Consider the following 23,291-nt stretch of genomic DNA (forward strand, 5'->3'; position numbering starts at 1 on the left):
AGCTTCTGGCTACACAACGTAGCCAAGGAGCCCGACATGACCGAACACCTCGCCGTCCCCGGCGGCACCATCGCCTACGACCTCACCGGCGACGGCCCGCTCGTCGTCCTCGCGCACGGGATGGGCGACAGTCGCCGGTCCTACCGCTTCGTCGTCCCGGCCCTCGTCGCCGCCGGGTACCGGGTCGCGAACGTCGACATCCGCGGCTGCGGCGACTCCGGTGCCGAGTGGAGCGGCTACAGCCGGACCGACATCGCGGGTGACCTGGTCGCCGTGGTCCGGCACCTCGGCGGCCCCGCCGTCATCGTCGGTCAGTCGATCAGCGGCGGTGCCGCCACCATCGCCGCGGCCACCGCGCCGGAGCTCGTCGCCGGCGTCGTCGAGATCGCGCCCTTCACCCGGAAGCAGTCCGTCGACGTCGTCGGTCTCCTGCGCAACCGCCGCCACCGGTCCGCCACGGTCCAGCTCGGCAGGGTCATGGCGACGGGCAGCCTCGCCGGGTGGCTCGCGTACCTCGACATCGCGTACCCGACGAAGCCGGTGGACTGGGCGGAGGAGCGCGCGCACATCGAGGCCGTGCTGTCCCGTCCGGAGCGGATGGCGGCGCTCACCGGGATGACGAAGACGACGCCCGCCGACGCCGGGGCGAGGCTGCCGGAGGTCCGACAGCCCGTCCTCGTCATCGAGGGCGGTGCCGACCCGGACTGGGCGGACCCCCGGGCCGAGGGGGAGCGCGTCGTCGCCGACCTGCCCGACGGCCTCGGCGAGGTCGCCGTGATCGCGGGCGCCGGGCACTACCCGCACGCCGAGACGCCCGACGCGGTGCTCGCACTCGTGCTGCCCTTCCTCGGGCGCACGCTCGCCACGACGGACGGGACGACCGGTGCCTAGGGCGGGACTCGACCCCGCGGTCGTCACCGCGGCCGCCGCCGACCTGGCCGACGAGACCGGACTCGCGCAGGTGAGCATGAGCGCCGTCGCCGAGCGTCTCGGGGTCCGGGCGCCGTCGCTGTACAAGCACGTCGGGGGCCTCGACGACCTGGTCGACCGGATCGCGGTGCTCGCGGCCACCGAGGTCGCGGACGAGGTCGGTCGGGCGACGCAGGGACGGGCCGGGATCGACGCGCTCGGGGCCGCGGCGCACGCCTTCCGGAGCTACGTCCGGGCGCACCCGGGCCGGTACGCCGCGACGGTCGGCCCACGGGCGTCGGCACCGAACGCCCCCGACGCTGCGGCCGCGGCGCTCCGCGGGGCGCTGGACCCCTTCGCCGCGGTGCTGCGCGGGTACGACCTCCCCGAGGCCGAACTCGTGCACGCGCTCCGGACCTTCCGGAGCATGCTGCACGGGTTCGCCACGCTCGAGACCGGCGGCGGCTTCCGCTTGTCGGAGGACGTCGACGCGAGCTTCGCGTGGGTGGTCGCGTTCCTCGACGAGGGGTTCAGGCGGTCACGGAGCTAGGCCCTCGCGGGTCGACCTCGTCGGCCGTGGGGGAGGGCGCTCCGCCGTGTCGTTCCGCGTAGTCGCGCGCGCGCCGCATCCGTCGGACGCTCGTCGGCACCGCCCACAGCAGGACCGCCACCATCGCCACCAGGAACACGACGGGGAGCACACCGAGCTGCCCGTCGAGCGTGGACGACACGAACTGGAACGCGAGCCCGACGTAGAGGAGGCCCGTGAACGCCAGCTGGAAGCGCATCGTGAGCGGCACGAGTCGCGCGTACTGCAGCGCGCCGCGCTCCTCCGCCGCGTCGAGCGGGATCGACCTGCCGCGGAGGACGACCTTGCCGAAGCGTTGCAACCGTCCGATGTCGCGCCCGCCGACGTCGCGCAGTGCACGGTTGCAGGGGAGCGCGACGAGCACGGTCGCGATCGCGGTCGCCGTGAAGGTGAGCTGACCGGCCAGGAGGACACTCCGCAGCACCCCGTCACCGGTCCCGTCGTCCGACACCACCAGGAGCGTCGCCCCGATGGTGGCGACGACCGCCGACACGACGAACGTCACGGCGATGGTCCGGACCCCGCGTCGGACGACGGCCGCCGACGGCACGACGTCGTCGTCGGACCGCTCGACCACCCGCTCCGAGCGGCGGAAGCGGTCACCGAGCGGCCGGGCGACAACGAGCAGCACGGCGGCTCCGACGATCAGGACGACGGGCACCCAGACCGGCGCCCGGGCCGACACCGTCGCCAGGACGACGACCACGGCGGCGACCAGGTCGATCCCGAGGACGCCGAGGAACCACCACCGCAGGTACCGCCGCCCCTCGGGCGACGACCTCGGGTCCCAGTAGCCGGCCAACGAACCGACCAGGACCGGACCCATCACGAGGAACGGGATCGTGAACACGGACGCGAGGACGAGTCCGTCGGCCGCACCGCCGAGCTGGAACGCGACGAGGAGACCGGCGCCGAGGGCCAGCGCGGTCGCGACGACGATCACCACGAGGGAGACGAACACGCGCATCGTTGCTCCTTCGGGTCGGACACGTCGATGCTGCCAGGAACGCCGACGGGGCGGCCGGGATCTGCGGGTGTCCGCAGCCGGGCACCGGACGGGAGGCGCGGTGCGGGCCGGCACCGCGCCTCCCGTCCGACCGTGGGTCGGGACCGGAGACCGTCCCTAGCGGACCGGCTTCCAGAGCGAGAGTGCGGTGATCCAGTTCGGGTCACCGTGGCCCTGGTGCGACTGCACGGCCTCGTACGCCGTGCCCTCGTGCGTGACCCGGTCGCCCTTCGTGTAGGCGGCGCGTGCGTCCCACGCCGGGTACTCCGAGCCGGCGTCGCTCTTCGTGGTCGCGACGTGCGTGTTCGACAGCGCGGACGCGACGCCCTCCGTGTTCACCGCCCGGACCGTGTACTCGTGCCGCGAGCCCGCGCGGAGCCCGACGTCCACGAAGTTGGTCGCGCCGGTCTCGCCGACCTGCTCGCCGTCGCGGAGGACCTCGTAGCGGACGCCCCGGGTGTCGTCCCCCGCGGTCCACATCAGCGACACGGTGGACTCGGTCGTGCCCATGTCGTGCAGGTGCTGCGGTGCGGCCGGAGCGGCGGCCTGCTCGGGCATCCGGACGGTCAGGATCGCGTGGGCGAGGCCGATGTTGCCCGCAGCGTCGACCGCGCGGACCCCGAAGTCGTAGAGCTCTCCCGGGGTCAGACCGGTGAGGCGGGCGGAGCGCTGCGTGGCGGCGACCTCCTGGACGACGCGGAAGTCGTCCTCGGTCGCGCCGAGCTCGACGACCTGGTAGCGGACCCGACGTCGTCCGTCGCGGCACCCCAGGTGACCTCGGCCTCGGTGGAGCTGACCGCGCGGACCGCGGCATCGGGCACGGTGCCGGGTGCCTCGGTGTCCTGGACCGGTTCCGGGGTCTCCCCGTCGCCGGGCTGCACGTCGACGTCGATGACGTTGTAGAACGCGTTCGCGGTGTCGGCCACGTCCCACACGGCGTAGATGACGTGGTAGCCCTCGCGGTCGGACGGGATCGTGATGTGGTGCGACGGGTTGTTCGACGCCGCGGAGCCGTCGTGCGAAACGGTCTCGATGAGCTCGAGGTCGTCGCGGTCGAGTTCGTCGTTCGGGTCCCAGCCCTCCTTCGTCATGAAGTAGCGCCACTGCGAGGTCATGTGCGGAGCGGTGAACTCCCAGTTGACGGTGACGTCGCCCTGCTCGACGACGTTCTTCTGCCAGCGGTCCTCGCGCTGCTCGTCGAGAGCCGACCACTTCGCGTTGCCCGCGGAGGCGAGGTGCCCGTCGGCGGGACCGGCGGCGGGGAAGCCCTTCGGAGCCTCGAGGCTCTGCGGCTCCCACTGCGCGCCGCCCATGTCGCCGTTCGCCTTCAGGGCGGCACGTGCGGTGAGCGTCTGTCCGGGGTCGCCCGAGTCGTCGCCGACGAACCCGTGCGCGAACGCCGCGGACGGCACGAGTGTGGCTGCGCCGATCGCGACGGCGGCCGAGGCGCACAGGAGTGCGGCGGACTGGTGAGGACGCATGGTGATCCGATCTGTCGTGGTGGTGCGGGTCCTTCCCGCCTCGCTGCGACGATCCCAGCCCGGCGGCGCCGACCGGCGTCGACGAAGGGTGACGTGGCAGGTCGGCCTGGCAGGCTGGACGCGTGCACACCACCATCGACTCCGCGACCGAGGTCGTCTCCGGCATCCGGTTCCCCGAGGGCAACCGCTGGCACGACGGCCGGCTCTGGTACTCCGACATGCACACGGGCGAGGTGTTCTCCCTCGACCCCGTGACCGGCGCCGGACCCCGGCTCGAGGCGACGATCGACGGGCAGTCGTCCGGGCTCGGCTGGCTGTCGGACGGTCGACTGGTCGTCAGCGCCATGAACGCGCGGTCGATCGTCGCCGTCGACGCGGACGGCACGCAGTCGGTGTTCGCGGACCTGTCGCCGATCGAGTCCTCACTCGTCAACGACCTGGTCGTCGACGAGGCGACCGGTCGCACGTACATCGGCGCCTTCGGGTACGACCTCTACGGCGGTGAGGAACTCCGCCCCGGCCCGCTCTACGTCGTCGACCCCGACGGATCCGTCCGGTCCGCCGCCGACGGCCTCGTCTTCCCGAACAGCATGAACGTGCTGCCCGGCACCCGGACGCTGGTCGTCAGCGAGACCTGGGGTGGCCGTCTCACCGCGTTCGACATCGCGGCGGACGGGTCGCTGGGCGGGCGACGGGAGTGGGCAGCCCTGCCGGAGGGCACCACGCCGGACGGCAGCACCGTCGACGCGGAGGGTGGCATCTGGGTCTGCTCGGTCGACACGGGGGAGTTCCTCCGCGTCGTGGAGGGCGGCACGGTGACGGACCGCGTCGACGCCCCCGGGCTGTGTGCCGTCGACTGCGCGCTCGGTGGCGAGGACGGCCGGACGCTCTACCTCGCGACCGCCGACAGCTACGACCCGGCGGTGACGGCGCGCACGCGCGCCGGCCGGATCAGCGCCGTCCGCGTCGCGGTCCCCGGTCCCTGACCGGCGCGTCCGTCCGGACCCGTGACGGACGGGAGGCCCGGTGCCAGCCGGCACCGGGCCTCCCGTCCGTCGGCGGTCGCGGTCAGAGCCCGACGCTGCCCTGCGAGATCCCGCCGTCGATGGTGACGGTCGTGCTGGTCATGTAGGCGGCCTTGCCCGACGCCAGGAACACGACGACCTCGGCGATCTCGTGCGGCTTCGCCGGGCGGCCGAGCGGGATGGCGTCGTCGAGCTGCCGCAGCTTCTCGGGGTCCGAGGTCGTCGCGGTGTTGATCGGGGTGTCGACGGCGCCGGGGGCGATGTTCACGATCCGGACGCCGTGCGGTCCGAGCTCCACGCCACCGCTGCGGGCGAGCATGCGCATCCCGCCCTTCGACACGCAGTAGGCGAGGTTGCCGGGCATCGGCCAGTCCTCGTGGACGCTCGAGATGTTCAGCACGAGGCCGCCGTTCCCCTGGGCGATGAACTGCTTCGCCGCCGCCTGCGTGCCGAAGAAGGCGCTCTTCATGTTGACGGCCATGACCTTGTCGTAACCCTCCTCGGTCTCCTCGAGCAGGGACTTCCGGTCCTCGATCCCGGCGTTGTTGACGAGGACGTCGAGCGAGCCGAACGCGTCCACGGCCTTCTGCACCATGCGGTGCAGGTCCGCGGCGCTCGTGATGTCGGCGTCGACCCCGACAGCGTGGCCGCCGGCCTGCTCGATCCGGGCGATGAGCGAGTCGGTCGCCTCGGGGTGGGCGACGTAGTCGATGACGATGTTGGCGCCCTCCGCGGCGGCGGCGAGGCAGATCTGCTCGCCGATCCCGCTGTTGCCGCCGGTGACGACGATGGTCTTGCCTTCGAGCAGCATGCTTCCTCCTGGGTGGGTCCGGTGTCGCCCACGCTGCTCCGCCGTCGCTGGTGTCGTCCGGCGGATCGGCTGAGGCTGTGCGCAGCCAACCGGCGCGCCCCGGACACGGCGGCTCAGGATCCGGGTTCGCGAGCGCCGTCCCGACCGGGGGTGCCGTCCCGCCCGGGTCTCGGCGTCCTCCGTCGGTCGAGGATCGAACACAGCGCCGTTCCGGCGAGCACGAACGCGACCGCGCCGACGAGCAGTCGCGCTTCGGGGTACCCGCCGGTCAGCAGCGACCCGGCCGCCGCGGCGACGAGGGCGACGGTCGCGATCCCCACGAGCGCTCGCCAGCGCCGGTGGTCCCACCCCCGCCGGAGCGCCGTCAGGACGAGCACGGCACCGGCAACGAGGGCGAGGGAACGGAGCCCGAACGTGACCGCGTACCGCAGCGGCAGGGACGGCACGGCGAAGAGCACGAGGAACCAGCCGATCGACCGGATCGCGGACGCTGTGAGCGGCGCCGGGTCGCGGGAGCGACGAGCAGCCACCCACCGTGTCGCTGCCAGGACCGCCCCGGCCGCGGCGGCGCCCGGCACCCACCCCGCCAGGTGTCCGAGGTTGTACAGCGTGGCGGTGTCGTAGACCGCGAGGACCAGGACGCCGAGTGCACCGGCCGACAGGGCGAGCGTCACGAGCCCGGTCGATCGGGTGCCGCCGGGTGCGAGCTGCGCGAGCAGCAGCGGCGTGACGATCCCGGAGGCGACGCGGACGACGAGGTCGACCGGCGTCCACGGGTTCGCCAGGTCCAGCTCGATCAGGCAGAACGTCGCGGTGGACACCCCCGACAGCAGCCAACGTGCCGCGAGGATGCGTGCGAAGACCTCCTCGCCGGACCACCGGCACACCAGCAGGTACGCGAGCAGCACGAACGGCAGCTCCAGGCCCGCCTGCACGTGCAGGACGGTCCACGGCCACGCGGGCAGTGCGGTGGCGAGCGGGCCGAGGTCGGCGAGGGCGAACCACCCGGACGGCAGGTACCGCGCGACGGGATCCGGGTCGCCGTGCCAGGTCTGCTCGACGAACGCGGCGACCAGGACCTGGTTCGCCAGGAACAGCGCGACGACGACGCCGAGCCACGTGCCCGGGTGCCGCAGGACGCTGCCGGTGCGGTGCCGGACCGGTGCCCGCAGTCGCGGGACCCACGCCACCGCGGCGATCACCGCGGCCACGAGTAGGACGGCGAGCACGAGTTCCCCCACGACGGGGAGCGTACGACGAGCGCGGCGCCGGACCGCCACCGGTCCGGCGACGTGTGCCGCCGGACACACGGTGCCCGACGGCGCCTGACGATCCGACGACCAGACGACGTGCGGCCACGGGCGCTCGAGCCGCTCGGGACGAACCACGAACACGACGTCGAACCAGGGGGAGATCGTGGTTCGACGTCGTGTTCGTGGTTCGTCGGTCGAGCCGTCGTCCGTCAGTGTCCCGGCGTGCGCAGCAGCACCCAGACCGCGGCGTCCCGCTGCAGGTGCCCGTCCTGCACCGCATCGGGAACGGACGCGACGAGCACCTCGCCGTCGGGCAGTGCGACCGGCGCGGTGCCCGCGTTCGCGACGACCGCGACCGGCCCGTTCGTCCACGCGAGCACCCCGCTGCCCGGCACCGTCAGGTCGTCGAGCCACCGCAGCTCCCCGGCGCCGAGGTCGTGCGCGCGTCGGACCGCGAGCGCCGTGCGGTACATCGTCAGCGTCGACTGCGGATCGTCGTGCTGCCGATCGACGGCGAACTGCCCGAAGTCGTCGGGCTGCGGCAACCACGTGTCCGCGTCGGCACCGAAGGCGAAGCCGAACGCGGGCTCGTCCGCGGTCCAGGGGATCGGCACGCGGCAGCCGTCACGGCCCCGGATCGTGCGACCGGAGCGCTCCCACACCGGGTCCTGCCGCACCTCGTCGGGGAGCGTCGTGACCTCCGGCAGCCCGAGCTCCTCGCCCTGGTACAGGTACGAGGACCCGGGGAGGCCGAGCATCACGAGCGTCGCAGCGCGGGCACGTCGCAGCCCGAGCGGACGATCCGGCTGCGGGTCGTCGATGCCCACTCCCGACTCGAGCTCGACCGGTCCGTCGTACCCGAAGCGGCTCGCATGCCGCATCACGTCGTGGTTCGAGAGCACCCAGGTCGTGGGCGCACCGACGGCCTGGTTCGCGGCGAGGCTGGTGTCGACGGTCGCGCGGATCGCGTCGGCGTCCCACGGCAGCGACAGGTAGGCGAAGTTGAACGCCTGGTGCATCTCGTCCGGTCGGACGATCCGGGCGGCGCGCTCGGGCGGCAGCCACGCCTCGGCGCACAGGATCCGCTGTCCCTCGTACTCGTCGAGGATCCGGCGCCACTCGCGGAAGACGTCGTGGATGCCCTCCTGGTCCCACATGGGCGGCATGACGCCGTCGATCGGCTCGACCACGCCGTGCGTCGCGTGCGGCCAGTCCGGCAGACCCGGCGCCTTGACGATCGCGTCGCAGACGTCGACACGGAACCCGTCGACGCCGCGGTCGAGCCAGGAGCGCAGCGTCGTCGCGAACTCCTCGTGCACGCGGGGGTCGTCCCAGTTCCAGTCCGGTTGCTCCGGCGCGAAGAGATGCAGGTACCACTGGCCGGGGCGGCCGTCGGCCTCGCGCACGCGGGTCCAGGCCGGGCCCTGGAACATCGACTCCCAGTCGTTCGGCGGCTCGTCGCCCTCGGGCCCGCGCCCGTCGCGGAAGTGGAACATTCCCCGCTCGGCACTGCCGGGAGGCGCGGCGAGCGCCCGCTGGAACAGCTCGTGCTGGTCGGAGCAGTGGTTGGGCACCAGGTCGACGACGACGCGCAGGTCCAGCTCGTGCGCGCGGGCGATCAGGGCGTCGGCGTCGGCATCGGTGCCGTACATCGGGTCGACGGTGCGGTACTCCGCCACGTCGTAGCCGCCGTCGGCCTGCGGCGACGGGTAGAAGGGTGACAACCAGATCGCGTCGGCGCCGAGCGCCGCGACGTGGTCGAGGCGCGCGGTGATGCCGGGCAGGTCACCGGTGCCGTCGCCGTCGCGGTCGGCGAAGGACCGTGGGTAGACCTGGTAGATGACGGCGGTGCGCCACCAGTCGTGCTCGGGCGTCATGCGCGCGGGACCTCTCGTTCGTACAGCTCGGGGCGGCGGTCCCCGAGCCAGTCGTTGTGCGGGCTCGTCGACTTGTCCCGCGCGAGCGCCGGGAACACGTCGGCGGTGACGGCGGTGCTCCCGGCGGCGGGCGCCGCCTCGGCGACGACCCATCCGAACTGGTCGACGATGACGCTCGCCTCGTTCCAGTCCTGTCCGCGCTCGGTGCCGGCGCGGTCGCAGCAGGCGATGAAGACGCCGTTGCCGCGGGCGGTGGCCTGTGCGGCGATGACCTCGGCGACACGGTCGCGCTCGGGGTGCTCGCCGACCGGCCAGTTCGTCGGTACTGCGATCAGGTCGGCACCGGCGACGGCGAGCATGCGGGGCATCTCCGGGAACTCCATGTCGTAGCAGACGAGCACGCCGATCCGGCCGTGCACCGTCCCGACGACCGGGGGAGCCTCGTCGCCGGCGTCGAAGACCAGCGTCTCCCGGTCCCACAGGTGCGTCTTCCGGTACACGGCGCGGGTACCCGATGCGTCGACGACGGCGACGCTGTTCCGGACCCGCTGGCCCTGGCGCTCGCCGAAGCCGAACACGACCACGGTGTCGGTGCCGTCGAGGAGTCCCCGGATCCGGACGAACAGGGGGTCGTCGGTCGTGATCGCGCTCCGCAGCGCCTCGTCGCGGTCGCGGAACACGTACCCGCAGGTGACGAGTTCGGGCAGGACGAGCACGTCGACGCCGTCTCCGAGCGCCCGTTCGACCGACGCGACGACCAGCGCGGTGTTCGCGGCGACGTCACCGAGCACCGGCGCGACCTGGTCGCAGCGCAGCCGGGCGATCCCGCTCACTTCACGGCCCCCTCGGTGAGTCCGGTGATGAGTCGGCGCTGCAGCACGACGTAGGCGACGACGATCGGCAGGGCGACCAGGACGGCCGCGGCCGCGGTGACGTCGGGCTGCGCGCCGCGCTCCGCTCCGGAGAAGAACGACAGCGACAGGGGCGCGGTCTGCACGGCCTCGTTCTGCGGCACGAGCACCAGCGCGAGCAGGAACTCGTTCCACGTGAACAGGAACAGGATCGTCGCGAGGGTGGCGACGGCGGGCATCGCGACCGGCATGAGGACGTCGCGCAGGATGCGGAACCGTCCGGCGCCGTCGATCCGTGCGGCCTCGAGCAGCTCGACGGGCACGGACGCGAAGAACGACCGCATCCAGAACACCCCGAGCGGGACCGACAGGCCGACCTGCGGCAGGATCAGCGCCCAGTAGGTGTCGACGAGACCCCAACCCGCGAGCATCTGGTAGAGCGGCAGCACCGTGACCTCGTACGGCAGGACGAGTCCGACGAGCAGCAGGCCCAGCAGGATGCGGCCGCCGGGGACGCGCATGTGCGCCAGTGCGTAGCCGGCGAGACACGCGACGGCCGCGGTGACCACCACGACGGTGATCGCCACGACGGCACTGGAGACGAGCGCGGAACCGAACCCGCCCTGCGTCCACGCGGCCACGTAGTTGCCGAAGCCGCCGCTGCCGGCGCTCGCCGCGCCTCCCGTCCGACCGCCACCCAGCGAGGTGACGACGACCGACGCGAGCGGGAACGCGGCGATCAGCGCGGCGACGACGAGGACGGCGTGCGTCAGCGCCGTCTCGGTGCGGGCGACCCTCATGCGCGGACCCCCTTCCGACGGTCGCGGTCGGGGCGTTCGCGCAGCGCGAGCTGCACGACGCCGACGACCACGAGGATGAGCACGGTCAGGACGACCGCGAGGGCCGAGGCCTGGCCGAGGGCGCGGTCCTGGAACGCGTCCTGGTAGACGAAGACGCTCGGGACCGTGGTCGACGTGCCGGGACCGCCACGGGTGGTGTTCCAGATGAGGTCGAAGTTCCGGAGCGCGAACGTGATCGTCAGGATGAGTGCGATGGAGATCTGCGGGCGGAGTGCCGGCAGGGTGATCGCGGTGAACTCGCGGAACGCACCGGCGCCGTCGAGCCGGGCTGCCTCGTACAGCGACCGGTCGATCGTCGCGATGCCGGCGAGGAACAGGACCATGCAGAGGCCGTACTCGACCCAGGTCCCGATGAGGCCGATGGACGGCAGCGCCGTGCCGAAGTCGCCGAGCCACGTGTGCGTGAGGCCGCCGAGCCCGACCGCGCGGAGTGCGCCGTTGACCGGACCGTCGTCGGCGAGGATGCCGCGCCAGGCGACCGCGACGACGACGCTCGACAGGATCTGGGGCAGGAACAGCACCGCGCGGAGGACGGTGAGACCGTGGATCCGGATGCGGGACATGGCGCCGGCGAGCAGCAGGCCGACGAGCACCGGGAGCGCGGCGTAGAACACGAGCAGGACGAGGGAGTGGCCGAGCGCCTCACGGAGGTCGGCGTCGGAGAAGACCGCGGCGTAGTTCGAGAGTCCGGCCGGGGTGGCGACCGAGATGCCGTCCCAGTCGTAGAACGAGATCCGGACGGACTGGACGATCGGGACCACGACGAACACCACGAAGAACGCGAGTGCCGGGGCGACGTAGAGCAGCGAGGACCAGCTGGGGCGGGAGGCCGCCTGGCGACGCGTTCGTCGCGCCGTCCGGACGGCCTCCCGGTCCTCGCCCCGCTGGGCGAGTGCGGTCGTCATGTCAGCCGTGCGCCTTCGCCCAGGTCTCCTGGACCGTCTCGGTGAAGGCCTTCGGGGTGGTCCTGCCGGCCATCACCTCCTGGAGCGAGCCGCCCATCTTCGTCAGCATGTCCGTGGTGGTCCAGTCGTAGTAGCCGACCTGGGTGCCCGCGGCGATGGTCTCCTTCAGCGCGGTGAGGGTCTGCTCCTGCAGCGGGTCCGAGCTCGAGACGCCGTCCGTCACGACCGGCAGGCGACCGGTGTCGAGGATCCACTGGCCGGTCTGCGGCGTGTGCAGCATGGCGAGGAACGCGATCGCGGCGTCCTGGTGCTCGGACTTCGTGCTGATGTGCCACGGCGACGCGGTCGCGCCGACACCGCCCGAGGTCAGCGAGCCGAAGCCGAACTCCTCCGCGTTCAGCGACGCGCCGTTCCACGAACCGCCGACGAAGAAGACCCCGTCGCCGCCGGCGAAGCGCGCGATCGCGTCCTCGTTGCTCAGGCCGTCGTACCCGGTCCCGAAGTACCCCTTCTGCGCCCAGTCGCGCATGGTCTGCGCGGCCTCGACGTTGCCCGAGGTCTCGAAGGTGCTGCCCGACTTCCCACCGATCCAGTCGGCGATGTCCTTCGGCTCCTGCGTGGTGGCGGCGATGTCGGAGAAGACGTGCGTCGCGGCGTACTGGTCCGAGTTGCCCAGGACGATCGGCTGCTCGCCGGCTGCCTTCGCCTTCGCCAGGTCGGCCTCGAGGTCGTCGATCGAGGTCGGCGGCTGGAGGCCGAGCGCGTCGAGCTTCGCCTTGTCGTAGTAGATGCCCTGCACCTCGCTGATGGGCGACATGCCGTAGAGGGTGCCGGAGCCGAACGTGCTCCCGTCGGTCTTCCACTCCGAGGGCGCCAGGGTGGACGCGCCGGTGCCGGACGTCCAGCCGTAGATCTTCGCGACGTCGTCGAGCGGCCGGACGAGCTTCCCCTTGACGAGTGCGCCGTCGACGGCGTAGCCGATGTTGCCCTGGAAGAGGTCGGGGGCGTTCGTGGAGTTCGCGGCGTTGACGACGGTGGCGATCAGGTCGTCGAAGCTCTTGTACGTGATCTTCACGTCGACGTTCGGGTACGCCTTCTCGTACGCGGGGACGAGCTTCTCCATGAGCGGCTTCTCGGCGACGTCCGCCCACATCGTCAGGGTGGTGTCGCCGCCGTCCTCCACGTCGGCAGCCGTCACCTTGCTCGTGATCTCGGGTTGGTCGGCACCCGTGCTCCCACCGCCGGCCCCGGGAGCAGAGCACCCCGCGAGGGCGACGACGAGTCCGATGGCTGGGAGTGCGGCGAGCAGGGGTCGCCGTCGTGCTGCTGCGGTCATGGTCACTTCCGGGTCGTGAGTTCGGGGGAGGGGAGCGTGCTGCGGTGGAGCCGGTCGGTGCGGAGCGTCGCGGTCGCGCGGTGGGCGGACATGCCCTCGCTGGCCGAGATGACGTCGACGGCGTCGGCGAGGGCCGGGGTGGCCTCGCGGGCGATGCGCTGGTAGGTGAGGGGCTTGAGGAACCGGGAGACGGACAGCCCGGCGCTGTGCTTCGCGCCGCCGGCGGTCGGCAGGGTGTGGTTCGTGCCCGCCATGCCCTTGTCCGAGTACGCCACCGTGCTCCACGGCCCGATGAAGAGCGAGCCGTAGTTCGTGAGGCGGTCGTGGTACCAGGCGTCGTCGGCGGTCTGCACCTCGAGGTGCTCGGGTGCGAGCTCGTCCATGACCGCCACCGCGGACTCGCGGTCGTCCACGACGACGACGGACCCGAAGTCGTGCCAGGCCGGGCCGCAGATCGCGTTCGTGGAGAGGGTCGGCAGTTGGCGTTCGACCTCGGCGACGACCGCCTCACCGAGTGCCCGCGACGTCGTGACGAGGGCGGCGGGGGAGTTCGGGCCGTGCTCGGCCTGTCCGAGCAGGTCCGCTGCGACGAGCTCCGGGTCGGCCGTCTCGTCGGCGATGACCGCGACCTCGGACGGTCCGGCGAGCAGGTCGATGGCGACGGTGCCGAACAGCTGGCGCTTCGCCTCGGCGACGAACGCGTTGCCGGCGCCGACGATCATGTCGACCGGCGCCTCGCCGAGCAGCCCGTACGCCATCGCCGCCAGGGCCTGGACGCCACCGACGACGAAGAGCCGGTCCACGCCGGACACGTACGCGGCGTAGGCGACCGCGGCGTTGACCCCGCCGTCCGGCTGCGGCGGCGTGCAGGCGATCACCGTGGGCACGCCGGCGGCCTTGGCGACACCGACGCTCATGAACGCGCTCGCGGTCAGGGGGAAGCGCCCGGCCGGCAGGTACGCGCCGACACTGCCGACCGGGACGTAGCGCTGGCCGACGGTGAGGCCCGGCAGGAGCTCGGCCTCGAAGTCGGTCAGGTGGTCGCGCTGGAGCCGGGCGAACTGCTGGGTGCGCTCGGCGCCGAGCTCGATGGCCGCGCGGAGCGCCGGGTCGAGTCGGTCGCCGGTGGCGGCGAGTTCGTCGCGGCTGAGTTCGACCACGTCGGCACCGTCGAGCTCCGTGGCGTACCGTCGCACGGCCTCGATGCCGTCCCGGGCGATCTCGGCCAGCATCCCGGCGACGCGCTCGGCGACCGCCGGGTCGCGCTGCGCCTCCGGGGCATCGACCGCGGGGGCCTTGACGAACGAGAACCGGTGGGCGTTCTCGGCGGAGAACCGGGGGCTGAGCTTCATGGAGACGAGCCTGACCGGCGCCGGCGCAGAGGACAAGAGCCGATGATCCACGGTCGGCCATAGGGTGGCCCTGTGACGCTCACCCAACTCCGGGCCTTCCTGGTCATCGTCGCCGCCGGCTCGTTCTCGGCCGCCGCCGTGCAGCTCGGGATGGCGCAGCCCTCGGTCTCCGAGCTCGTCAAGCGCATGGAGGAGACCTACGGCGTCCGGCTCTTCACCCGCGGCAGCCGCGGTCTCGTCCTGACCGCGGCCGGGGAGGGACTGCTCCCGCACGCGCGGCAGGCCGTCGAGGCGGCGGACGCGGCCGACCGCTCCCTGCGCGAGCTCACCAGCCTGCAGGGCGGCGTCGCCACCTTCGGGCTCCTGCGGAACGCGAACTACTACTTCCTGTCCCGGCTGCTGGAGCGCTTCCACGCCCGGTACCCGGACGTACGGCTCCGGGTGATCGGCCTGAACTCGGTCGAGGTCGCCGAGGCGGTCGCGGCGGGCGAGCTCGAGGCGGGCCTGGTGGTGCTGCCGATCGATGCGGAGGGACTCGAGGTGACGCCGCTCCGCCGCGACGACGTCCTGTTCGCGTCGGCCGACCCGGAGCGCACCGCGCGGCCCGTGACGATCGAGGACCTCGCGGCGACGGACCTCGTGCTGTACGACGCGCACTACGGCTGGCGGGACCCGACGCGACGGCAGCTGGCGGAGCGTGCACAGTTCGCCGGCGTGTCGCTGGTGCCGCGGATCGAGGTGGAGCACATCGACTCGGCGCTCGACCTCGTCGCGCGTGGTGCGGGGGACACGGTCGTGTCCGGAGCGGTGGCGGCGGGACGGAACTTCCCCGCCGGCCTGCACACGGTGCCGTTCGCGGAGCCGCTGCACGACGTCATCGCCCTGGTGCAGCGATCGGGGGTGGTGCTGTCCCCTGCCACCCGCGAACTCGCACGGTTGGCGCGACGGATGCTGCTCGAACGGTGACCGGCCGGTCGAGGGCGGCGCGTACCGTGCGGGGCGACAGGAAACCGGCACACGACGGAAGAGGGACCACCATGTCCGGAACCACGCACGACGACCAGCACCACGTCGCCGAACTGCTCGGCGACGCCGAGGTGGCGATGCTGACCACCATGACCGAGGACGGTCGGCACGTCAGCCGCCCGATGGCGATCCAGGAGGCCGAGTTCGACGGCGACCTCTGGTTCTTCGCGTACGACGACTCCGCCAAGGCCCGGCAGATCGCCGCGCACCCCGAGGTGAACGTCGCGTTCTCCGACACGAAGGGGCACTCGTGGACGTCGCTCGCCGGGCGCGCGAGCGTCGTGCACGACCGGCAGAAGGCCGAGCAGCTCTGGGCGAAGCCGCTGCAGGCGTGGTTCCCGGACGGACTCGAGACGCCGGGGCTCGCGCTGATCAGGATCGAGGCGGACTCCGCCGAGTACTGGGAGGGGCCGAAGAGCACGGCGGCCTACGTGGCGAAGACCGTGCGGGCCGCGGTCACGCGCGACCCGGGTCGTGACCCCATCGAGAACGGGACCGTCGAGCTCTGACGCTCGCCGACGACGGACGGGAGGGTCCCCACCGGCACGGCCGGCACGCCGCTGGCGCGTCGTGCCGGAACCGGCGGCGTGGGCCCAAGTGCCGGCTGGCACCGTCCCTCCCGTCCGTCAGGCCGTCGGACCGTCAGCCGCGCACGCGACGTCGGCGACGCACCGTCAGCACGACCCCGCCGGCGGCGAGCAACCCGGCGGCCAGCAGCGCCAGTGGCAGCAGGTCCGCACCCGTCCACGCGAGGGCACCGTCGCGGCCCCCGGCTGCGTCCGACCCCGGGGCAGCCCCCGCGCCGTCGGCACCCGCCGCCGGACCGGACCCGCCGGGCGAGCCGGCTCCCGGCGTCGCACCGGGCGTCGGGGTCGGCGTCGCACCCGGCCCGGACGCCGCGGGCGTCACCGTGAACGCCGCCCGGGCGAGCACCGTGTCACCCACCGAGGCCGTCACCGTGACCCGGCCGGACGCGGTGGCCGGCACCGTCAGCTCGGCCGAGAACGCGCCGGCCGCGTCGGTGTGCGCGGTGGCGCCACCGAGGTCCGGCGTTGTGGCGAGCGCCACGTCGGTGTCGGCCGGGAAGCCCGCGCCCGTCACGGTCTGCACGGCACCCGCGGCGACCTGCGGGTCCGCGACCCGGAGCGTCGGGGTCACCGCCGCCTCGCTGCTGAACCGCACGACCGTGTGCTCGCTCACGGACCGCTCGTCGACCGGCACGCTGATGGTGCGCGTGGCGGCGTCGTAGGTCCACGCCGTGTCGGCGACCGGGCGGCCGTCGACGGTCACGGTGCGCGGACGGTCCGCGTCGCGGAAGGTCGCGGTCCACGCGCGGTCCTGCACCTGGCCCGCGAAGCTGCCGTCCACCGGGGCGATGTCGAGCGTGCCGCCGGTCGCCTGCTGCGTGTAGCGGACGGCCGTGGAGGCACTGCTCGCCGCCGCCTTGCCGCGCACGTCCGCCGCCGTGGTCGCGCCCTCACCGGCGTCCTCGTACAGGTCGAAGGCGCCGTCCGCGCCGGTCGCCACCGTCAGGGTGACGGCGTCGAGCGGTGCCGCGTCGTTCGCGACGTGGTGCGAGCGGGTCGGGACGATCCCACCGCTCTTCACGAACACGGGCATGCTGTCGAGTCCGGTCGTCACGTCGGCGGTGGTGCCACCGGCGTACGTCTTCCCCGTGAACCAGTCGGTCCAGGAGCTGCCGGCCGGGAACCACACCGAGCGGGTGGCGGTGCCGGTGTCCGCGTCGTTCGCGGTCGTGACCGGGGCGACGAGGACGTCCTCGCCGTACAGGTACTCGGAGCCGGCCTGGGCGTAGGACTGCTGCGCCTCGGGGTACTGCAGGTAGAGCGGCTGCAGGATCGGGGTGCCGGTCGCCGTCGCCTGGGCGGCGAGGGTGTACGTCAGGGGGAGCAGGTCCTCGCGGAGGTTCAGGAACTGCTTCGCCGATGCGTTCGCGGCGGCCGGGTACTGCCAGGGCAGCCGGTCGCTGTGGTTGCTGTGCAGGCGGTCGATCGGCTGGAAGGTCCCGAGCTGCACCCAGCGGGCGTAGAGGTCCTCGGGCAGCTGGGTCGTGCCCGGCTCGGCGCCCTCGATGCCGTACTGCGCACCGTTGTGGCCGCCGATGTCGTGGCTGATCGACGCGAGGCCGGTCGCAGCGGACTCACCCGGGGTGTACCCGACCTCGGCCGCCAGCATGTCCCACGACGACGTGGTGTCGCCGGTGAAGTGCACCGTGGTGCGCTTGTCCGCCCACGGCCCGGTGGGGACCGCCTGCGGGTTGCCGTAGCCGCCCGCGGTCAGCGAGCCGTACGCCCGCGAGAACGCCAGGCCGCGGCCGCCGAGGGCCTCGTTCGTCGCCTTCGCGTACTGCTGGTTGATGAAGGCGTCGGGGGTGACGCCGTTCGCCGAGTACTTCGAGTTCTCGCTGCAGCACCAGTCGAGCCACCACATGTCGACGCCCTCGGGCTGCAGCGACGTGTGCAGGTCGAAGTAGGCCTTGAGCTGGTCGGGGTCCGACCAGTCGAACAGGTAGCGGTCGCCGTCGCCCTTCGTGAGCTTCCCCTTCGCCGTGGCCTGCGCCTGCGCGAACTTCGGGTCCTTGCTCGAGATCGACGGGTGGATGTTCAGGGTGTTGTGGATGCCCTCGGCGTGCCAGTCGGCGAGCAGCCCGGTCATGTCCGGGATGCGGGCCGGGTCGACCGACCAGCCGTCCCACTTGCTGTCGCCCTCGTTCGTCGTGCTGCCGGTCTTGTAGTCCGTGTCGATCGCCATGACGTCGACCGGGACCCCCTCGTCGCGGAAGCGCTTCGCGATCGCCAGGTAGTCGGCCTGCGAGCGGTCGTAGTACTCGGAGTACCAGACGCCGTACGCCCAGCGGGGGAGGAGCTTCGTCGGTCCGGTCAGGACCGCGAGCTCCTGGAGTGCGTGGCGGTAGTCGGAGCCGTAGCCGAAGACGTAGCCGTCCTGGTACGGCTTCCCGCCGTGGTCACCGGCGGGGGTGACGGTGTCCGTCGTCGGGTCGTACCCGGCCGATGCGCTGTCGTCGAGGAGCGACCAACCGTCCTGGTACAGCAGGCCCGGGTTGGTCTTGACGGACCCGTTCGCGGTGTCGAGGTCGCGGCGGTACCCGCCGAGCGGGGCGTGCGCCGCGAGCACCGGCGATGCGGTGTCGACGACGGCCACCGTGTCGAAGTTGACGTTGCAGTTCGCCGCCACGGTCGGGCAGCCGATCACGACGTCGTTCGTCCCCGCGGCGAGGTGCACCGGGACGGACACGGTGTTCCAGTCGTCCCAGCCGCTCGTCCTCGGCAGCTCCGCCGTGGTCGCCGCCTGGCCCGCGGGCGCGGCGGTCAGCGTCGGGACGGTCGCGGAGCCGTTGGCGTAGCGGACCTGGAGGACGTGGTCGCCGGCCGTCGGGACGCCGGTGACGTGCGCGGTCAGCTGGGCGCCGCTGCGCTCGAACCCGGCGGCGAAGCCGGTGCCGGCGAAGCCGTTGTGGTTCGTGGCCGTGTCCGCGGGAGCGGTCAACGCCGCGTCCTCGGCCTGGCAGACGACCCCGAAGGCGCAGTCCTGCCCACCGGCGGCGGTCGACGGCGCCGGGTAGGCGGCGCCGCTCGGCACGAGGGCGAGGCTGTCGACGTTCACCTGCCCGGAGTCGCCTGCGGTCCGCTCGATGCGGACGGTGTGCGTGCCGGCGGTCAGGTCGAGTGCCGCGGCCGTGGTGGTCCGCCAGTCGTCCCAGTCCGCACCCGGGGCGAGGCTGATCGTCTGCGCCGTCCCGCCGTCGACGGTGACGGTGAGCGTCCGGGTGGCGACCTTGCCGTCGCCGCCCTGGCTGTTGGCGTAGCGGAGGGCGAGGTCGTACGAGCCGGTCGTCGACGCGGTGGTGGTGAAGGACACCGCGTTGCCGACGGACTCGAACCCCGCGGCGAACCCGGCGCCGGTGTAGCCGCCGTGGTCGGTGGCGAGCGAGAGGCCGCTGAGCCCGAGCGCCTCGGCCTCGCACAGCGTCCCGATCGTGCAGGACGGGGTCGGCTTCGTGACCCACGGCGTCCCGGTGACGTGCTGCCCCGACGGCAGGGTCAGGCTGGTCTGCAGGGTGTCCTGCGTGAACGGGCCCGAGCCCTCCTCGTACCGGACCTGCATCGCGCCGGTGTCGATGGTGAGCCAGCCGTCCTGCTCGGTCTTCGTGAACCGTGTCGGCGCGAAGTCGTCGCGGCCGACGACGTTGAACGTGCTGCCGTCGGTGAACCGCGAGTCACCGGCGTACTCGGTCCGGATCAGGGTGGGGGAGAGCACCTCGAACCGGGCCTGGCCGGACACGACGGTGCGGGCGGCCGCGGGGTCCGCGGCGGCGGGGAGCGCCGTGAGGCCGAGCATGCTCAGCGCGGTCGCGGCGACGAGGGCCGAGGACAGCGCACGGCGCTGCCCTCGGGAACGGACGGGGTTGGCGCGCAAGTGTGCTCCTCGTGGACGACGTCGTCCATCGGGCCGTTCGACGGCCGTGACCGCGGTCGCCCGGTTCGGCGGCCGCGTTTACAACGCTGGAAACCATACGACGTCCGTGGCCCCCGGGGAAGGGGTACGGCTGCACGAGTGGTACGGCAGGGCGACGGTTCTCCGGCAACCGACCGGCGGGGTCTGTCGGTTCCGCGGAGTGGTCGAGCCGAGGCGGGCAGGTAAGCGCCCGGGTCGCTGCTGCGTCGGCGGTCGCTGATCGGCCATCGGCACTGGTCCGGACGGGCTCCGTCGCGTATGATCTGTTTAATCGTTTAAGCATCGCTCGTCGATGCCTGCGACCGCCATCTCAGCAACGACGCTCGGAAGGAACCGCCTCACCATGCGCACCACCAGACCATCCCCACGACGACGGCGCACGGTCGCCGCCGCACTCGGCGCCCTCGCCCTCGTCACGGGCAGCCTCTTCGCCACGACGTTCGGCGTCGGTACCGCTTCCGCCGCCACGAACGGCCCCTGCGACACCTACGGCGGCGCGGGTACCGCGTGCGTCGCCGCGTACAGCTCGACCCGCGCGCTCTTCGCCGCCTACAACGGGCCGCTCTACCAGGTGCAGCGCGCCTCGGACGGGGCCACGACGAACGTCGGGCTCCTCGCCGCGGGCGGGTACGCGAACGCCGCGACGCAGGACGCCTTCTGCTCCGGCACGACGTGCACGATCCCGAAGATCTACGACCAGACCAGCAACCACAACGACCTGACGGTCGCCGGCGCCGGGGATGCGGGACCCGCGAACCACGCCGCCGACGCCGCTGCGCTGCCGGTCACGGTCGCCGGGCACAAGGCCTACGGCGTGTTCATGCCGCAGCAGGTCGCCTACCGGATCTCGAGCACGGTCGCCAAGGGCACCGCGCGCGGGGCCAGCCCGGAGTCGATGTACGAGGTCGCGAGCGGCACGAACGTCAACCACGGCTGCTGCTCCGACTTCGGCAACGTCGAGACGCTCCCGCAGGACACCGGCAAGGGGCACATGGACGCCCTGAACCTGTCGATGCTCAACGGCAAGGGCAGCGCGGGCCGCGGCCCCTGGGTGCAGGCTGACATCGAGAACGGCGTCTATGAAGGGAAGACGGCGATCAACACGGCGAACACCGGCAACGCGAGCAAGTTCGTCACCGCGCTCCTCAAGAACGACGGCGTCGCGAACTTCGCGCTGAAGGGCGGCGACTCGCAGGGCGGCTCGCTGTCCAAGTGGTACGAGGGTGCGCTGCCGACGGACAAGGACGCCGACGGTCAGGGCTACACGCCGATGAAGCTCGAGGGCTCGATCGTGCTCGGCGCGGGCGGCGACAACTCGAACCGCGGTACGCAGTCGTTCTTCGAGGGCGTCATGACCACCGGGTACTCGACCGACGCTGCGGACAACGCGGTGCAGGCGAACATCGTCGCGCAGGCCTACCAGGGTGTCTCGACGGGCGGGGGACCCGGCGCGTTCATCACCGGCCCCGGCGGCAAGTGCATCGACGTCGCCGGTGACGACACCGGCGGCAACACCGCGGTCGTGCAGCTCTACGACTGCCGGACCCTCGCCGCCGACCAGCACTGGCTCGGCAGCGTCTACGGAGCGAACACGCTGAGCACGCTCGGGCGGTGCCTGGACGCGAACGGCAACGGCACGGCGAACGGCACCCACGTCGAGCTCTACGACTGCAACGGCGTCGGCGGGCAGCAGTGGATCGTGCAGCCCGACGGGTCGATCAAGAACCCGCAGTCCGGTCGGTGCCTCGACGACCCGTCCGGCAACACCGCGAACGGCACCGCGCTGCAGCTCTACGACTGCAACGGCAACGCCGCGCAGAAGTTCGTCGCGGCGGTGCCGATCGGCACGATCGGCGGCAAGTGCGTCGACGTGGCGGGCAACGACCTGCAGCAGAACGGGCAGCAGGTGCAGGTGTTCGACTGCCAGACCCTGCTGACCGACGAGCAGACGACGGACCAGCAGTGGGCGTACAACGCGAACGACCACACGATCCGCACGCTCGGGCGCTGCCTGGACCTCGACGGCAACGCGACGGCGAACGGCACGCACCTCGAGCTGTACACCTGCGACGGGGTCGGTGGGCAGCAGTGGGTGCCGCAGGCGAACGGCTCCGTGCTGAACCCGCAGTCCGGTCGGTGCCTCGACGTCCCGTCGGGCAACACCGCGAACCAGACGCCGCTGCAGCTGTACGACTGCAACGGCCAGGCACCGCAGGTGTTCCGCTTCAACTGATCCAGGTGCCGGACGGGAGGCGCGGGGCGGTCCCGCCACGCGCCTCCCGTCCGGCCGCACACCACCACTTGCTCAATCGATTCAGCAGGTGCAGACTGTCCGCGGCGGTTAATCGATAAAACAACCGCCCCGTCCGCTCCGAGGAGGCTCCCCGTGTCCAAGTCCGTGACCCTCAAGGACGTCGCCGCCGCGGTCGGGGTGACGTCGGCCGCCGCGAGCATGGCGCTCTCCGGTCACGAGCGGATCAGCGAGAAGACACGCGCCGCCGTCAAGCAGGCTGCCGACGAACTCGGCTACGTGCCGAGCTCGGCCGGACGGGCCCTGCGCAGTCAGCGTGCCGACGCGGTCGCCCTCATCGTGCCGAACTCGTCGACGCACGTGTTCGGCCACCTCTACTTCATGCACGTGCTCACCGGGATGTCGACCGCGGCGAACGCCCACGACGCCCAGGTGATCGTCTCCACGAACGCCGACACGTCCTCCGGAGGTGTCGCGTACGAGCGGGTGATGCGGTCCCGGACCGCCGACGGTGCGATCGTCACCAGCGCCGCGATCGACGACGACCACGTGCAGACCCTGGTCGCGAGCGGGCTGCCCGTGGTCCTCATCGGCAACTACCCGCACCTGGGACGTGCCGTGTCGGTCGGCATCGACGACGTCACCGCGACCGAACGGCTCGTCGAGCACCTGGTCACCGTGCACGGCCGACGTCGGCTCCTGCACGTGACCGGCACGCTCGACCACCAGACCGGCATCGACCGGCGCGACGGGTTCCTCCGGGCTGCGGACACGCACGGACTGTCCGACGTCGCCGTCGTCGAGGGCGACCTGTCCGAGGCGTCCGGCGCCGCGGCGGTCGAGCAGGTCCTGGCGTCCGGCGCCGAGCACGACGGCATCGTCTTCGCCAACGACGACATGGCCGTCGGGGGCCTGCGGGTCCTGCGCCGAGCAGGCATCCGCGTGCCCGACGACGTCTCCGTGGTCGGCTTCGACGACTTCGGACTCGCCCGGGTCACCACCCCGGGCATCACCACCGTGCGGGTGCCGGCCGAGGAGATGGGGCGCATCGCCACCGAGCGCCTCTTCGACCTGGTCGACCGTCGCACCCCCAGCACGACGGGGCAGCACACCGAGCTGCCCGTCGAGGTCGTCCTCCGCGGTTCCTGCGGCTGCGACGACGACGCGGGGTCACCCGCCCCCTGAGCTCCTCCTCTCCCCATCCACCACAGCGCACCGTCCGACACCGAACACCGACCCGCGCACCCCTGCGACGCAAAGGA

At 72.4% G+C, this 23,291-nt stretch carries 19 protein-coding genes; 7 read left to right on the forward strand and 12 right to left on the reverse strand.

What is annotated here, in order from left to right; all coding sequences use genetic code 11:
- Nucleotides 1-36: 36 nt before the first annotated feature.
- Nucleotides 37-891, forward strand: coding sequence for an alpha/beta fold hydrolase (locus tag Cus16_RS12115; protein WP_069712913.1), 855 nt, complete (start codon nt 37-39; stop codon nt 889-891).
- Nucleotides 884-1,459 (forward strand): TetR/AcrR family transcriptional regulator, encoded by a 576-nt coding sequence (locus Cus16_RS12120; protein WP_069712914.1) that lies wholly within the window; start codon nt 884-886, stop codon nt 1,457-1,459. The genes Cus16_RS12115 and Cus16_RS12120 overlap by 8 nt, the downstream gene beginning before the upstream one ends.
- Here the strand turns inward: Cus16_RS12120 and Cus16_RS12125 are convergent.
- From Cus16_RS12125 to Cus16_RS16400, 3 genes are all read right to left on the reverse strand, one after another.
- On the reverse strand, nt 1,440-2,465 hold the full coding sequence (locus Cus16_RS12125) for a hypothetical protein (RefSeq protein WP_069712915.1): 1,026 nt from the start codon (nt 2,463-2,465) through the stop codon (nt 1,440-1,442). The genes Cus16_RS12120 and Cus16_RS12125 overlap by 20 nt on opposite strands.
- 156 nt (nt 2,466-2,621) lie before the next feature.
- Nucleotides 2,622-3,062: a carbohydrate-binding protein gene (locus tag Cus16_RS16395; RefSeq protein ID WP_141718962.1), complete on the reverse strand. Its 441-nt coding sequence runs from the start codon at nt 3,060-3,062 to the stop codon at nt 2,622-2,624.
- 86 nt (nt 3,063-3,148) lie between these two features.
- Nucleotides 3,149-3,985 (reverse strand): lytic polysaccharide monooxygenase, encoded by an 837-nt coding sequence (locus tag Cus16_RS16400; protein ID WP_141718963.1) that lies wholly within the window; start codon nt 3,983-3,985, stop codon nt 3,149-3,151.
- Between the two features lie 122 nt (nt 3,986-4,107).
- On the opposite strand from Cus16_RS16400, the gene Cus16_RS12135 reads away from it, so the two are divergent.
- Nucleotides 4,108-4,971 carry an SMP-30/gluconolactonase/LRE family protein gene (locus Cus16_RS12135; RefSeq protein WP_083263936.1) on the forward strand — a complete coding sequence of 288 codons (864 nt, stop codon included), beginning with the start codon at nt 4,108-4,110 and terminating at the stop codon, nt 4,969-4,971.
- A gap of 82 nt (nt 4,972-5,053) precedes the next feature.
- Here Cus16_RS12135 and Cus16_RS12140 read toward each other — a convergent pair whose 3' ends face one another.
- The 8 genes from Cus16_RS12140 to hisD form a co-directional block, all read right to left on the reverse strand.
- A complete protein-coding gene (locus tag Cus16_RS12140) occupies nt 5,054-5,821 on the reverse strand; it encodes an SDR family NAD(P)-dependent oxidoreductase (protein ID WP_069712916.1) in 768 nt (255 codons plus the stop codon).
- Nucleotides 5,822-5,934: 113 nt separating this feature from the next.
- Nucleotides 5,935-7,062, reverse strand: coding sequence for a hypothetical protein (locus tag Cus16_RS12145; RefSeq protein WP_141718964.1), 1,128 nt, complete (start codon nt 7,060-7,062; stop codon nt 5,935-5,937).
- 221 nt (nt 7,063-7,283) lie between these two features.
- Nucleotides 7,284-8,951, reverse strand: a complete 1,668-nt coding sequence (locus tag Cus16_RS12150) for a glycoside hydrolase family 13 protein (RefSeq protein WP_069712918.1) — start codon at nt 8,949-8,951, stop codon at nt 7,284-7,286.
- Nucleotides 8,948-9,784 (reverse strand): nitrilase-related carbon-nitrogen hydrolase, encoded by an 837-nt coding sequence (locus tag Cus16_RS12155; RefSeq protein ID WP_223246610.1) that lies wholly within the window; start codon nt 9,782-9,784, stop codon nt 8,948-8,950. Before Cus16_RS12155 ends, Cus16_RS12150 begins: the two co-directional genes overlap by 4 nt.
- Nucleotides 9,781-10,602, reverse strand: coding sequence for a carbohydrate ABC transporter permease (locus Cus16_RS12160; protein ID WP_069712919.1), 822 nt, complete (start codon nt 10,600-10,602; stop codon nt 9,781-9,783). Before Cus16_RS12160 ends, Cus16_RS12155 begins: the two co-directional genes overlap by 4 nt.
- Nucleotides 10,599-11,567: a carbohydrate ABC transporter permease gene (locus Cus16_RS12165; protein WP_069712920.1), complete on the reverse strand. Its 969-nt coding sequence runs from the start codon at nt 11,565-11,567 to the stop codon at nt 10,599-10,601. The genes Cus16_RS12160 and Cus16_RS12165 overlap by 4 nt, the downstream gene beginning before the upstream one ends.
- A gap of 1 nt (nt 11,568) precedes the next feature.
- Nucleotides 11,569-12,903: an ABC transporter substrate-binding protein gene (locus Cus16_RS12170; RefSeq protein WP_069712921.1), complete on the reverse strand. Its 1,335-nt coding sequence runs from the start codon at nt 12,901-12,903 to the stop codon at nt 11,569-11,571.
- Between the two features lie 2 nt (nt 12,904-12,905).
- Nucleotides 12,906-14,255, reverse strand: a complete 1,350-nt coding sequence (hisD, locus tag Cus16_RS12175) for a histidinol dehydrogenase (RefSeq protein ID WP_069712922.1) — start codon at nt 14,253-14,255, stop codon at nt 12,906-12,908.
- Between the two features lie 72 nt (nt 14,256-14,327).
- Between hisD and Cus16_RS12180 the strand changes: the two genes are divergently transcribed.
- Nucleotides 14,328-15,221 (forward strand): LysR family transcriptional regulator, encoded by an 894-nt coding sequence (locus Cus16_RS12180; RefSeq protein WP_069712923.1) that lies wholly within the window; start codon nt 14,328-14,330, stop codon nt 15,219-15,221.
- Nucleotides 15,222-15,292: 71 nt separating this feature from the next.
- Entirely contained in the window at nt 15,293-15,790 is a 498-nt protein-coding gene (locus tag Cus16_RS12185; RefSeq protein ID WP_069712924.1) for a pyridoxamine 5'-phosphate oxidase family protein, read from the forward strand.
- A 133-nt stretch (nt 15,791-15,923) separates the two neighbouring features.
- Here Cus16_RS12185 and Cus16_RS12190 read toward each other — a convergent pair whose 3' ends face one another.
- Nucleotides 15,924-19,739 carry a TIM-barrel domain-containing protein gene (locus Cus16_RS12190; protein ID WP_069712925.1) on the reverse strand — a complete coding sequence of 1,272 codons (3,816 nt, stop codon included), beginning with the start codon at nt 19,737-19,739 and terminating at the stop codon, nt 15,924-15,926.
- 382 nt (nt 19,740-20,121) lie between these two features.
- Here Cus16_RS12190 and Cus16_RS12195 point away from each other — a divergent pair, with 382 nt between their 5' ends.
- On the forward strand, nt 20,122-22,011 hold the full coding sequence (locus tag Cus16_RS12195) for an arabinofuranosidase catalytic domain-containing protein (RefSeq protein WP_069712926.1): 1,890 nt from the start codon (nt 20,122-20,124) through the stop codon (nt 22,009-22,011).
- 153 nt (nt 22,012-22,164) lie between these two features.
- Nucleotides 22,165-23,214, forward strand: a complete 1,050-nt coding sequence (locus Cus16_RS12200) for a LacI family DNA-binding transcriptional regulator (protein ID WP_069712927.1) — start codon at nt 22,165-22,167, stop codon at nt 23,212-23,214.
- Nucleotides 23,215-23,291 lie beyond the last annotated feature (77 nt).

The sequence above is a fragment of the Curtobacterium sp. ER1/6 genome, from assembly GCF_001742745.1.
Lineage (GTDB): Bacteria > Actinomycetota > Actinomycetes > Actinomycetales > Microbacteriaceae > Curtobacterium > Curtobacterium citri.